Genomic DNA, 12,152 nt, shown 5'->3' on the forward strand with positions numbered 1-12,152 from the left:
CGAGCATGAAGCACACCAAAGTCCTGGCCTGGTCCCTGGCACTGTGCTGCGCGGTGGTCGGCGCCCAAACCACGGCACCTGCAATGGCACCCGCAACAGGGGCGCAGGTGCTGGGCCCCAATCAGGTGGTGGTTGCCGGCACCGTGCCCGACGAGGCCACGCGCGTGCAAGTGGTGTCGCGTCTGCGCGAGCTTTACGGCGCAGACCGGGTGGTCGACCAGTTGACCCTGGGCGCGGTGGTGGCGCCCCCGCAGTGGTCTCAGAACCTTCAGAAGGTGCTGTCGCCCTCATTGAAGCAGGTCAGCCGTGGGCAGTTGAGCGTGCAAGGCAACACCATCGACCTGAAGGGGGAGGTGGCCAACGAGGCTGTGCGCCAGCAAATGGCCAGTGACATGGCTGCCTCGCTCAACCCCACCTACACCGTGCGCAATGGTTTACGCGTGGCGGCGCAGGAGCAAAGCCTGGTGGACCAGACCTTGGGCAACCGCATCGTCGAGTTCGAAGCGGGCAGCGCGGTCTTGAGGCCGGCCGGCACCGGCATCCTGGACGAGATGGCGCTGGCCCTGTCCAAGTTGAAAGGCAAGAAGGTCGAGGTCATTGGCCACACCGATGCACAAGGCGGCCGTGTGGCGAACGTGGCGCTGTCATTGGCGCGCGCACAAGCGGTCAAGACCTACCTGGTCAGCAAAGGGCTGGTGGCCGACGCAATTGGCACCACAGGGCTGGGGCCTGATCGGCCGGTGGCCAGCAATGCCACCGAAGAAGGCCGGGCCCGCAACCGGCGCATCGAGTTCAGGGTGGAGCCCTGAGCGACCAAGGTGGGCGGAGCTGCTCAGGTCACAGACCGGCTTCGCCTTCTTCGGGTTCCACGCCCAGCAGTTCGTGCAGGTGTGACATCGAACCTTGGTCCTTGACGACCTTGCGCAGCCATTCGTGCAATGGCATGTCGCCCCATTTCACGGCTTTTTCGGCGAGGTAGGCCACAGGACTGTGGGGCTCGGTGCGCCGAAAGAAGGCGGCCACATCGCGCAGTTGCTGCAAAGCCTGTGTGCGGCTGCGCAAGGGGCCTTTGACCGGTCCGGACGCCGAGGAATCGTGCGCCGCCGTGGCGCCGTTGAATTCAGGCGCTGCTTGTTCGCCGATGTCCGCCAGCTCCTCGTTGGGGATTGCGTTCAAGGCGCCCACCTCCCGTGCCAGGCGTTCGATGTCGTGCACCGCACCTGACAGGGCGTCCTTGGCTGACACGAAAGAAGGCCCCTGCTGACCGAGCTTCGAGTCCACCACCGATTGCCAAGCCAACAGCTGTTGCTCGCAAGCTTGCACGGTTTGCAAGGTGGCGCGCAGTTGGTCTTTCGGTGTTTCGCGCAGGGCGCGCATGAATTGCTCCAGCGTGACGCGGTCGCTGGCCTGCGCACGGGCGCCCTGCGGGGAGCGTTCCAGTTGGGTCTGCCATTGGTGCGCGGCCGCCATGTCTTGAAGGGAATACACCGCGCCTTGCCGTCCCCGGGCCAGGGGCCGGGTGTGGGCCAGGCTCACCAGGCGTTGCAGCAGCCAGGTCATGTTGCCCACGCGCTGGTCCATGTCGCCATCGTCGGCCTGCGGGTGCAGGTCGTCCCAGTGGTGTTCGCAGAGGGCTGTGCACAACTGCAAGCCCTGCAACAGGCCCGCGTAGCCCTGGGTCAGGGCCAGCGCTTCGGTCAGCCATTGGGCCAAGCGCAAATCCTTGGTCTGCTGGCTCAGCAACTGGGAGCACTGCCGCACCACGCCCGGCCAGTCGGCCACTTTCAAGGCGGTCACCCATTCCCCTTGGTCCAGCGTGGGGTCGTCCTCGCGCCGCATTTCGGCGATCTGGTCGAACTCGGCGGAAAAGGAGAGGTCTGCGCCGCAGGGCAGACCGCCGGCAATGGGCGCCAGCAAGGCTTCGTTGTTCATGGATTCCCTGTGTATTCGTGCGGATTTGTCAGCCAGCGATTTTCCCATGAAGGAGTGCCCGCCTCGAGTGTGTAAAGCACCCCCCCGCAATGGGTGGATGTCCGACTGATTCACTGGATGTGAGTGATTCTCAATTGCAATAAATGTTAAAGTCGCCAGATGGTGTTGACTCAGTTTTCATTGGCGGGCGGCGGCGGATACACGCCGCGCGCGGACTTGTCCCGCAACCAGCGTTGGACGCTGACAGCGGTGGCGGTGCTGCTGCACGGGATGGTGGCCGCCGTGGTGTGGCACGCCTCCAAGCTGCCAGCGGTTCCCCCGGATCCGGCACCGCTGATGGTGAGTTTGATCACCGATGACGTGGTGCAGTTGGCCCCACCCACACCACCCAAGCTGGAGCCGCCCAAACCCGAGCCCGCCCCCAAACCCGTGGCGCAAGTGGCACCTCAGAAGACTCAGCCCCCGGTGTTGGCCGCCAACCGGCCCCCGCAGCCCAAAGACATGCAGGTGCCTGTGGCGGCGCCCGAGCCCACTCCTGCGCCGGCAGTGCCCACGCCCGCGCCGGTGCAGAACACGCCGGCCGCAGCGGCGGCACCGGCCGCCAGTGCCGCGCCGTCCACTGAGCCGGCTGTGCCGCCACCTCCCAAGACCTTGCCGTCGTCCGCCGTGCGCTTCCTGGTCAAGCCACAGCCGATTTATTCGCCAGCGTCCCTCGAGTTGGGCGAATCAGGCACGGTGACCATGTTGATCCTGGTCGACGAGCAAGGCCGGGCCAAAGAAGTCAAGGTGACCAAATCGTCGGGCTATCCCCGCCTGGATCGCGCGGCAGTGGCTGCAGAGAACGCTGCTCGTTTTCAGCCCTACCTTGAAGCGGGTGTGCCACGCAGCGTCTGGGTACCCCACAGCATTACTTTCAATCTCGAAGAGCGTTGACCGACCATGAACGAAACCACCACACCTGTCACCACCACCTCCGTGGTCGAGGCCAGCAATCCCGCCGCGCAGATGGGCTTCGGGCACTTCATCAAGAACACCGATGTCGTCGGGCAGGGCCTGTTCGTGATCCTGGTCGTCATGTCGCTGCTGTCGTGGGCGCTGATCATCACCAAGGGTGTGGGACTGGTCCTGCGCCAGCGCCGCAGCCGGACTTTCCTGAACTTTTTCTGGAACGCCACCTCGCTGGAAGCCGTGCAGCATGAGATCACCACGCATGGCGTGAGCGAGCCCTTTGCCCACCTGACCTCGCACGCCATGCACGCCCAGGCCCACCATGCGCGTTATGGCGCGGCCAAGCTGGAAGAGGCCGGTTCGGCCCAGGACTTCCTGACCCGCACCATCAAGAAGGTGCTGGACGAAGAAACCATGCGCCTGGAAAGCGGCCTGGCCGTGTTGGCCACCATTGGCGCCACCGCGCCCTTCGTGGGCCTGTTCGGCACCGTCTGGGGCGTGTACCACGCGCTGCTGGCCATTGGCGCCACGGGTGCCGGCACGCTGGACAAGGTGGCTGGCCCCGTGGGCGAAGCCCTGGTCATGACGGGCGTGGGCCTGGCCGTGGCCATTCCCGCCGTGATGGGCTACAACTGGCTGACCCGCAGCAACCGCGTCTGGGGCGCTCGCCTCGATGCCTTCGCTTTTGAGTTGTTCACCTTCCTGTCGACCGGCCAGACGCTCAAGACCAATGCCAACGTGCATCCCTTGAAGGTCACCAACACCACAGGCAACTGAGGAGCACACCATGGCTTTCGCCAGTTTTGACAGCAAAAGCAGCGGCGCGCCCATGGCCGAGATCAACATGGTGCCGCTCATCGATGTGATGCTGGTGCTGTTGGTCATCTTCATCGTGACCGCGCCTTTGCTCAGCCATTCCGTGAAGCTGGAGCTGCCCAAGGCCAGCTCGCAAGTCGTGTCGGCCAAGGCCGAGAAGATCAACTTCTCGATCGACGCCGATGGCGTGCGGTACTGGAACGACCAGGCCCTGACACGCGAGGAAGCCGCGCAGCGTTTCGTGATCGAAGGCCAGAAGCCCACGCAGCCGGAAATCCACCTGCGTGCTGACCAGGCCGTGGCCTACAAGGCCGTGGCCGAGACCTTGGCCGATGCGTCGAAAGCCGGCTTGAGCAAAATCGGCTTTGTGACCGATCCGGAGCCTGCCGCCGCCAAGAAATGAGGCAGTGGAGGTAGGATCGGCGCCCATGACTGCGCAGACCTCTTCTCCCATCCCACCGCAGGCTTTGGCCGGCATCAAGGTGATCGAATTGGGCCAGCTGATCGCTGGCCCTTTTGCTGGCAAAACCCTGGCCGATTTCGGGGCCGATGTCATCAAGATCGAACCGCCGGCCAGCGAGGGCAGCCCTGGCGGCGACCCTTTGCGCCAGTGGCGCATGCTGCACCAAGGCACCAGCGTGTGGTGGCAGGTGCAAAGCCGCAACAAGCAAAGCGTGGTGCTGGACCTGCGCACCGAGCAAGGCCGGGAGGCCGTGCGCCACCTGATCGACGAGGCCGACGTCGTCATCGAGAATTTCAAGCCTGGCACGATGGAAAAATGGGGCTTGGGTTTTGATGAGCTTAGCCGCACCAACCCGGGTTTGATCATGCTGCGCATCAGCGGCTATGGCCAGACCGGCCCCTACCGTGAGCGCCCTGGTTTCGCCGTGGTGGCCGAGGCCATGGGCGGCATGCGTTACCTCAATGCCGAACCCGGTCGCGTGCCCGTGCGTGCCGGTGTCAGCCTGGGCGACACCCTGGCGGCCCTGCATGGCGTGATCGGCGTGTTGCTGGCCCTTCAGGCCCGCCATGCCAGCGTCAGCGCGGCGGCGCCCAAAGGCCGAGGCCAGGTGGTGGACGTGGCCTTGTACGAGGCCGTGTTCAATTGCATGGAAAGCCTGCTGCCCGAGTACAGCGCCTTTGGTGCCGTGCGCCAGCCCGCGGGTTCGGCCTTGCCCGGCATCGCGCCCAGCAACGCTTACCCCTGTGCCGATGGCATGGTGGTGATTGGCGGCAATGGCGACTCGATCTTCAAGCGCCTGATGATCGCCATTGGCCGCACGGACTTGTCGGTGGATGCCGAGCTGGCCACCAACCCGGGCCGTGTCCAGCGCGTTGGCGAGATCGACGAAGCCATTGGCGCCTGGACCGCACAGCGCCCCGTGAGCGAGGTGGTGGACGTGCTCAATGCCGTCAGCGTGCCTGTGGGCCGCATCTATTCCGCGCGCGACATTGCGGAGGATCCGCATTACCTGGCGCGCGACATGATCGTGCCCGTGACCACCCACGATGGCCTGACCGTGCAGGTGCCCGGCGTGATTCCCAAGCTGTCGGCCACGCCGGGTTTGATCTCGCGGCGCGCGCCGACCCTGGGCGAAGACACGGAGCGGGTGTTGGGCCCGCGCCAACCGTGAACAGCTTGCCGCTTGAGCCGCCTGCCAGCCCCTGCACCAAGGTGTGTCGCATGGAGGGGGCGGTGTGCGCGGGCTGTGGCCGCACACTCGACGAGATCGCCCGTTGGAGCAACATGAGCCCGGATGAAAAGCTGGCAGTGCTGACACGCCTGGCGGCCCAAAAAGCGGCATCATAGGCCGCATGGACACCCTGGCTACTTTGCAATCGATGGGCTTGACCCTGCCCAGCCCCGCCTACATTGTCGGCGCCATCCTGTTTGGCATCCTCGGCATGGCGGCGTACTGGCATGGCAAAAAGGCGCAGCGGCCTCGCACCAAATGGTTGGGCGTGGCGCTGATGTTCTACCCCTACGCCGTGCCGTCGACGTGGTTGCTGTACCTGGTTGGTCTGGGTTTGTGCGCGGGTGTGTGGTTTGACCTCGCTTGAGTTTCTTCCTCATTTTTCCTGCTGGAGTCTGAATGTCCCATCCTCATCGCGCATCCGCGCTGTCCTGGTTCGGCAAGCTGTGGTCCTGGCTGGATGCCGGTCGCCGGTTGATCCTCAATCTGGTGTTCCTGTTGCTGATCGTGATGATCGTGGTGGCCGTGTTCAAGAGCCGGGGGCCGGCCTTGTCCGACAAAACCGCCTTGGTTCTGGACTTGCAAGGCTTGGTCGTGGAGCAGGACGCGGGAGATCTTCGGACCACCGCCATGCAGCAGGTGCGCGGGCAGGACATGCAGAAGACTCAGCTGCGCGATCTGCTGACGGTGCTGGATGCGGCGGCCAAGGATGCCAACATCGCGCACGTGGTGCTGGTGCTGGATGATTTCCAAGGCACAGGCTTGGCCACCTTGCGTGAAGTGGCCGCTGCGCTGGACCGTTTCAAAGCCAGCGGCAAGAAGGTGATCGCCTGGGGCAGCAGCTACGACCAGCGCCAGTACTTCCTCGCCGCGCATGCCAGCGAGGTGTTTGTTCATCCCATGGGCATGGTGTTTCTGGAAGGCTTTGGCCGCTACCGCAACTACTACCGCGATGCGCTGGACAAGGTCGGCGTCAGTGTCAACCTGATCCGCGTGGGCACTTACAAAAGTGCCGCCGAACCGTTCATCGCCAATGCGTCTTCGCAAGCGGCCAAAGAGGCCGAATCCTTCCTGTACAAGAGCTTGTGGGACACCTACACCAGTGGGGTCGAGAAAGCCCGCAAGCTGCCGGCGGGCGCCGTGATGGCCTACATCGACGGGGCGCCCGAGCAACTGGCGGCGGTCTCTGGTGACTCGGCCAAGCTGGCATTGCAGGCCAAGTTGGTGGATGGCATCAAGACGCGCGACGAGTTGCGCCAATTGCTCGTCCAGCGCGGCGCCCAGGACGAAGATCCCGCCAAAGGCTTCCGGCAGATTTCGTTTGGCGACTATTTGGCCCGGCAACATCAGCCCATCACCGGTGATGCCGTGGGCGTGATCGTGGCTGAAGGCGAGATCGTGGATGGCGTGGCCCCCGCGGGCGTGGTGGGTGGTCGCTCCACCGCCAACCTGATCCGCAAGGCCCGCGAAGACAGCAACATCAAGGCCCTGGTGCTGCGGGTCAACTCCCCCGGCGGCAGTGCGTTTGGCTCGGAACTGATCCGGCGCGAACTGGAATTGACCCGCCAGGCTGGCAAGCCGGTGGTCGTGTCGATGGGCGACCTGGCGGCCTCGGGGGGATACTGGATGTCCATGGCGGCCGACCAGGTGATCGCCGACACGGCGACGATCACAGGCTCCATCGGCGTGTTCGCCTTGCTGCCCACGGCCGACCAGGCCTTGGACAAGTTGGGCGTGCACACGGACGGTGTCCCGACCACCTGGCTGGGTGGCGCCGGGGACCCACGCCGTCCGCTCGACCCCCGTTTTGCCAGCATGGTGCAGTCCACCATCGACCACATCTACGCTGATTTCACGGCCAAGGCGGCACAGGCCCGCAAGACCACGCCCGAGAAGATCAACGAGGTGGCACAAGGGCGCGTGTGGACGGGCGCTCAAGCCAAAGAGCGCGGGCTGGTCGACAAGCTGGGCTCGTATGGTGATGCCCTGAAGGCGGCGGCGGTGAGCGCCAAGCTGTCCGAGGGGTACCGCGTGGCCTACATTGAGCGTGAGCCTGGCCGATTGGCGGGCTTGCTGCGCGCCTTGGGGGGCGATGCCGCCTTGGCGTGGGCGAATCAGTGGGACCTCCGCCTCATGCCCTTGGGCACGCCCCCCGAAGTGGCGCGCGACCTGCGCCGCGACCTGGGGCTGGTGAATGACATGGCCACCGGCCGCAAGCCCTTCAGCGTGAGCGCGCATTGTTTGTGCGAGGCGTTCTGAATCCCATGAGAACACTCACCCCACTTGAAGTCCGCGTCTTGGGTGTGCTGGTCGAAAAGCACCACACCGTGCCTGACAGCTACCCTTTGTCGCTCAACGCCTTGACCTTGGGCTGCAATCAGAAGACCGCGCGCGACCCGGTCATGCAGGCCACCGAGGCCCAGGTGCTGCAAGCCATTGAAGGCCTGCGCGAGCTCAGCTTGGTCAATGAGGTGAGCGGCAACCGCGTGGTCCGCTTTGAACACAATGCGGCGCGTGGCCTGGGCGTACCGAGCCAGGCCGTGGCCTTGCTCACCTTGTTGGCCTTGCGCGGGCCGCAAACTTCGGCCGAGTTGCGCTTGCATACTGAGCGGCTGCACCGCTTTGCCGATGTCTCGTCGGTGGAAGGCTTCCTGGACGAACTGGCCGAGCGTGCGCAGCCCATGGTCGTCAAACTGCCGCGTGCGCCGGGTGCCCGCGAGTCGCGTTGGGCACATTTGCTGTGTGGTGAAGTGGCGATGCCCGTGGCGACATTGGCCACAGGGCAAGGCGAAGAGTCGGTGCTGGCCGAAGAGCTGGTGGCCTTGAAGGCCCGGCAGTCCGACATGGCCTTGGAGTTGGCCAATTTGCGTGCTTTGGTGCTGCGCATGGCCGATGAGTTGGGCATGAAGCCACAAGGCCCTGAAGCCTGAGCTCAGGCTCGCCGCTGGGATTTCATAGCCAGGCTTGTGCCACCCGTTCATGGGTGGGGTGACGGTCCAGCCAGTACACGACGAACACGCAGCCCGTGGCCGCAAGCAAAGTACCGATGGTGAAGGCCGGTGCATAACCCAGCAGGTCGCCGGCCAAGCCTCCAGCGATGCCGCCCAGGCTGCTCACCAGCACGACCACGCTGGCCAACAGGGTGTAGTCAGTGCCAGCGTGAAAAGGGTCGGAAGCGTCCATCATCAAAGCGAAGAGCGCCACTGAGGCCATGGTGCCCACCAGGCCTTCGACGATGGTGGCCGTCCACAGCAGTTCAACACCACCCAAGCCCATTGCCGCAGCAATGTACAAGCCAAAGCCGAGGGCCTGGGCCAGGCCACTGAACAGCAGGGCCTGGCGTCGGCCCACTCGGAAGGTCAGCCAGCCACCAATCACCGCGCCGACCAGGCTGGTGGCCGAGCCAACCGCCCCCTTCATGCCGGCGATGGTTTCCTTGCCCAGACCCTGGTCACTGAGGAAGGGCACGATCAGCGAACTCACCATCTGGTCGCCAAAGCGGTAGCAAAAGATCAGGCCCGCGATGGCGAGCATGCCGGGCCTGAGCGCGCGGTGCACCCAGGCAATGGCCAGGGACCATCCACCCGGGCGCGCGTGGTGTTCGGCGTGCGGTGGTGGTTCGCGCAGGCTGAACACGGGCACGATCGTGATCGCCAGCATCGCGGCCATGCACAGGAACATCACGCTCCAGTTGCTGCGGGCAAAGACCCACAGCAACAGGCCACCGCCCAGGATCATGCCCAGGCGATAAGCACCGACCTGGATGGCATTGGCCAGGCCACGTTCCTTGGCGTTCAGCAGCCGCACGGCCAAGCCGTCTGTGACCACGTCTTGGGTGGCCGCGATGAGGTTGAAGGCAAAGACAGCGGTGAACAGCCCGATGCTGCCCAGTTGAAGATCGAGTTGTGACAGCAGCAGGGCGGTGGCACAGGCCGCGCCTTGCAGCCCCAGCAGCCAGCCACGGCGGGTGCCATGGTGGTCCAGCAGCGGGGCCCACATGAACTTGATGGCCCAGGGCAGGGCCAGGAACTGCAGAAAACTGATCGCGGTCAGCGACCAACCTGCCTCGCGCAACAGCACGGGCAGGGCCAGGGTGAAGAAACCGAAGGGCAGGCCTTGGGCCGCGTAGAGGCCGGTGAGCAAGGTGAGCTGCTGAGCCCGCGTGTTTTGAGAGAGTTGCTGCATGCCGATGCCCGGTTCAGCGTTGGCCGGTGGCATGGGGCCGCCACAAGTCGACAAACGCCTGGAACCACCAAGACCGCAAGCCGATCACCAGCGTGTAGGGCTTGCGCTGTGTGGCGGGCAGGCGCTGGTCGGCCAGGTGCTGCTGGGCAAAGTCTTCCGCCACGCGCTGCAAACGTTCGGCGAAAGGCTTGGCCAGGCTGTGTCCGATGGAGCCGTGCACCAGCAGCAGGAGTTCGTCATCGCCCTCAAAGCCGCCTGCGAAATACTCTTCCACCACATGTTCACGGAAGAAGCTCATCACCGGGCCATGGGGGCGCCAGCGGAAGGTTTTGGAGACCTTGAGCCGGTAGCGGTTGAGCGGCCGCAACTCGATGATGCCCAGCTTGTCCAGCTTGGCCAGCAGGCGGAAGCACTCGGTCTCGGTGATCTCGTAGGTTGACACGATCTGCTCGAAGGTCCATTGACTCAGGCAGCAGATGGCCATCAGCAGCAGCTTGCGGTCGGCCACCACCGCTTTCTCTTGCGCCAGGGTCAGCTCGCGCTTCAAGGGCTGGGCATCGGCCACGCGGCGGGCCAGGTCGGCGAAATCGAGTTTGAGCACGCGGCAGATGTCATCGATGCGGGACAGGGGCATGTCGCCCTTGGCGAAGACGCGCTTGATGCTGGACTCGGCCATCCCCAGGCGTTCGCCCAGTTGGGCATAGGTGATGCCGGCAGATTTCAGTTCCTGCTTCAGCATGTTCACGAGGTCTTGCGTGGTGCTCATGGGTTGTTGGGTATCGAAATTCGATACCAAGTATGCACGATGACGCTACTCGGTATTGATTGATTGACCTGCGGAAGCTGAATTTACACAATCCATTCCCATGTTCAACACGCTCCCAAGGGGCCCCAAGATGACCACCACCATCCGCCGTGACACCAAATCCTGGAAGGCCCAGGTCTGGATCTCTTTCGGGGTCGCCGTGACCGTGTGCGCCACTGGCCTGGGCTGGTTGCCCGGTGCGGACCTGGAGCGCGCGTTCATGGTGATGGGCTATGTGTTCTGCCTGTCGGCGGTGTTCGCACTGTCCAAGTTCGTGCGGGACAAGGAGCTGCGCGGCAACGACACGCCGATGTGGTCGGTGGTGGTGTGGTCGGGCTTTGCCTTTGCCATCGGCCTGACCGGTTGGGGCCTGTATCAGATGGACATCAACCCGACCTACAAGGCCTACCTGCTGGTGACTTGGCTGTTCCTGATCTCCAGCGCCTTCACCCTGGCCAAGATGCTGCGTGACGACCACGAAGCCGATGTGGCCGAACACAAGGAATGACCATGAAATTCTGGCAAACAACAACCCGAATCCTGGCCCTGACTGCGGCCTTGAGTCTGGCCTCCATGGCGCAGGCCCACAACGAGCAAGCGGCCTCTGAAGCCAGCGCCCTGTCGGCCCTGCCGGTGGCGGTGTCCGTGGCAGCGCCATCCATGGTGCTGTCGGCCGGCGTGGTGCTGACCGTCGTCTCCGTGCAGGTGGTGGCCGGTGCCACCGTGTGGGTGGTGCAGCGCGCCAGCGACGGTGCCCGCATGGTGATCCGCTGGGGCTCACAGGCTGCTGGCGTGGCTTCGGTGGCCTTGGGCACGGCCGTCAGCGTGACTGCGATCAGCGCGGGCTACATCCTGTCGGCGGCGGGCCAGGCAATCGCCTTCGTGCCCAATGCCCTGGGGGCCTCGCTGCTCTACAACGAACGCATCACCGATTGAGCGGAGCCGAGCATGTCCACCCTTAAACGCATTTGGGCCTCAGCCTTGTGCCTGGCCCTGCCCTTCACGGCGCATGCTGGCAGGCCTTGCGAGCTCAAGCCCCTGACCGTGGATGCCGTGCAGAAAGGCCTGGCCTTGGCCGAGCAAACCGTCAAGCGCTTGAACGACACCGGGGCCAAGGTCGCGGTGTTGGCCCGTGTGGGGCAGGATCTGAGCCAATACGGACTGCGCTACTCCCACCTCGGCTTCGCATACCGCGATGGCGGCACCTGGCGCGTGGTGCACAAGCTCAACCAGTGCGGCACCGACCGCTCGGCCCTGTACCGTCAAGGCATCGGTGACTTCTTCATGGATTCGCCGTTTGAGTACGAAGCCGGTGCGATTGTGCTGTCACCCCAGGTGCAGGATCGCCTGTGGCCCATGCTCAAGGAAGGCCAAGACCTGCGGACCCTGCACACGCGGGCCTACAGCATGGTGGCCTATTCCTGGGCTCAGCAGTACCAGCAGAGCAACCAATGGGCGATCGAAACCCTCGCACTGGCGATGGAGCCCCAGGCGAACCGCCGAGACCAGGCCCAGGCCTGGCTGCGCTTCAAGGGTTATGAGCCCACGGAACTGCACCTGTCCACCTTGAGCCGCCTGGGCGCCCGCCTGACCTCCGCCAACGTCAGCTTCGACGATCACCCCAGCCACTTGCGCTTCTCAGGCCGGATCCGCACCGTGACCGTGGATTCGGTTTTTACCTGGCTGAGCCGATCAGGATTGGGCGAGTCCCCCCTGCTTATTCACTGATTGGCTGGCCCAAGTTTGCCTATACATTTTCGGCTGACGATAAC

At 64.4% G+C, this 12,152-nt stretch carries 15 protein-coding genes; 12 read left to right on the forward strand and 3 right to left on the reverse strand.

The annotated features are described in order from the left end of the window. The first annotated feature begins 5 nt into the window (after positions 1-5). Positions 6-809, forward strand: a complete 804-nt coding sequence (locus tag LQ232_RS03910; protein ID WP_230179064.1) for an OmpA family protein — start codon at positions 6-8, stop codon at positions 807-809. Between the two features lie 28 nt (positions 810-837). On the opposite strand, the gene tssA is transcribed toward LQ232_RS03910, so the two are convergent. Further along, on the reverse strand, positions 838-1,932 hold the full coding sequence (gene tssA, locus LQ232_RS03915) for a type VI secretion system protein TssA (protein WP_230179065.1): 1,095 nt from the start codon (positions 1,930-1,932) through the stop codon (positions 838-840). Between the two features lie 159 nt (positions 1,933-2,091). Here tssA and LQ232_RS23570 point away from each other — a divergent pair, with 159 nt between their 5' ends. The 8 genes from LQ232_RS23570 to LQ232_RS03955 all read left to right on the forward strand — a co-directional run bounded on the left by LQ232_RS23570 (position 2,092) and on the right by LQ232_RS03955 (position 8,320). Further along, positions 2,092-2,865: an energy transducer TonB gene (locus tag LQ232_RS23570; RefSeq protein WP_230179066.1), complete on the forward strand. Its 774-nt coding sequence runs from the start codon at positions 2,092-2,094 to the stop codon at positions 2,863-2,865. A gap of 72 nt (positions 2,866-2,937) precedes the next feature. Beyond that, positions 2,938-3,657 carry a MotA/TolQ/ExbB proton channel family protein gene (locus LQ232_RS03925; RefSeq protein ID WP_230179724.1) on the forward strand — a complete coding sequence of 240 codons (720 nt, stop codon included), beginning with the start codon at positions 2,938-2,940 and terminating at the stop codon, positions 3,655-3,657. Positions 3,658-3,667: 10 nt separating this feature from the next. Continuing rightward, entirely contained in the window at positions 3,668-4,099 is a 432-nt protein-coding gene (locus LQ232_RS03930; RefSeq protein ID WP_230179067.1) for a biopolymer transporter ExbD, read from the forward strand. 25 nt (positions 4,100-4,124) lie between these two features. Next, the gene (locus LQ232_RS03935) at positions 4,125-5,330 is read left to right on the forward strand and encodes a CaiB/BaiF CoA-transferase family protein (RefSeq protein ID WP_230179068.1); all 1,206 of its coding nucleotides are present in this window, start codon (positions 4,125-4,127) and stop codon (positions 5,328-5,330) included. Continuing rightward, positions 5,327-5,506 (forward strand): DUF1289 domain-containing protein, encoded by a 180-nt coding sequence (locus tag LQ232_RS03940; protein WP_230179069.1) that lies wholly within the window; start codon positions 5,327-5,329, stop codon positions 5,504-5,506. The genes LQ232_RS03935 and LQ232_RS03940 overlap by 4 nt, the downstream gene beginning before the upstream one ends. Before the next feature lie 5 nt (positions 5,507-5,511). Further along, positions 5,512-5,757 carry a hypothetical protein gene (locus LQ232_RS03945; protein WP_230179070.1) on the forward strand — a complete coding sequence of 82 codons (246 nt, stop codon included), beginning with the start codon at positions 5,512-5,514 and terminating at the stop codon, positions 5,755-5,757. A 32-nt stretch (positions 5,758-5,789) separates the two neighbouring features. Beyond that, positions 5,790-7,649, forward strand: a complete 1,860-nt coding sequence (sppA, locus tag LQ232_RS03950; protein WP_230179071.1) for a signal peptide peptidase SppA — start codon at positions 5,790-5,792, stop codon at positions 7,647-7,649. Between the two features lie 5 nt (positions 7,650-7,654). Continuing rightward, entirely contained in the window at positions 7,655-8,320 is a 666-nt protein-coding gene (locus LQ232_RS03955; protein WP_230179072.1) for a YceH family protein, read from the forward strand. Positions 8,321-8,342: 22 nt separating this feature from the next. On the opposite strand, the gene LQ232_RS03960 is transcribed toward LQ232_RS03955, so the two are convergent. Then, positions 8,343-9,608 carry an MFS transporter gene (locus LQ232_RS03960; RefSeq protein ID WP_230179073.1) on the reverse strand — a complete coding sequence of 422 codons (1,266 nt, stop codon included), beginning with the start codon at positions 9,606-9,608 and terminating at the stop codon, positions 8,343-8,345. Further along, a complete protein-coding gene (locus LQ232_RS03965; protein ID WP_230179074.1) occupies positions 9,589-10,341 on the reverse strand; it encodes a helix-turn-helix transcriptional regulator in 753 nt (250 codons plus the stop codon). The genes LQ232_RS03960 and LQ232_RS03965 overlap by 20 nt, the downstream gene beginning before the upstream one ends. A gap of 130 nt (positions 10,342-10,471) precedes the next feature. Between LQ232_RS03965 and LQ232_RS03970 the strand changes: the two genes are divergently transcribed. The 3 genes from LQ232_RS03970 to LQ232_RS03980 are packed head-to-tail and all read left to right on the forward strand — an operon-like array spanning position 10,472 to position 12,108. Then, positions 10,472-10,888 (forward strand): YiaA/YiaB family inner membrane protein, encoded by a 417-nt coding sequence (locus LQ232_RS03970; RefSeq protein ID WP_230179075.1) that lies wholly within the window; start codon positions 10,472-10,474, stop codon positions 10,886-10,888. A 2-nt stretch (positions 10,889-10,890) separates the two neighbouring features. Further along, positions 10,891-11,316, forward strand: a complete 426-nt coding sequence (locus LQ232_RS03975) for a hypothetical protein (RefSeq protein ID WP_230179076.1) — start codon at positions 10,891-10,893, stop codon at positions 11,314-11,316. A 12-nt stretch (positions 11,317-11,328) separates the two neighbouring features. Next, a complete protein-coding gene (locus tag LQ232_RS03980; RefSeq protein WP_230179077.1) occupies positions 11,329-12,108 on the forward strand; it encodes a DUF2145 domain-containing protein in 780 nt (259 codons plus the stop codon). Positions 12,109-12,152: the final 44 nt, after the last annotated feature.

Source organism: Aquabacterium sp. CECT 9606 (assembly GCF_918741295.1).
Lineage (GTDB): Bacteria > Pseudomonadota > Gammaproteobacteria > Burkholderiales > Burkholderiaceae_C > Aquabacterium.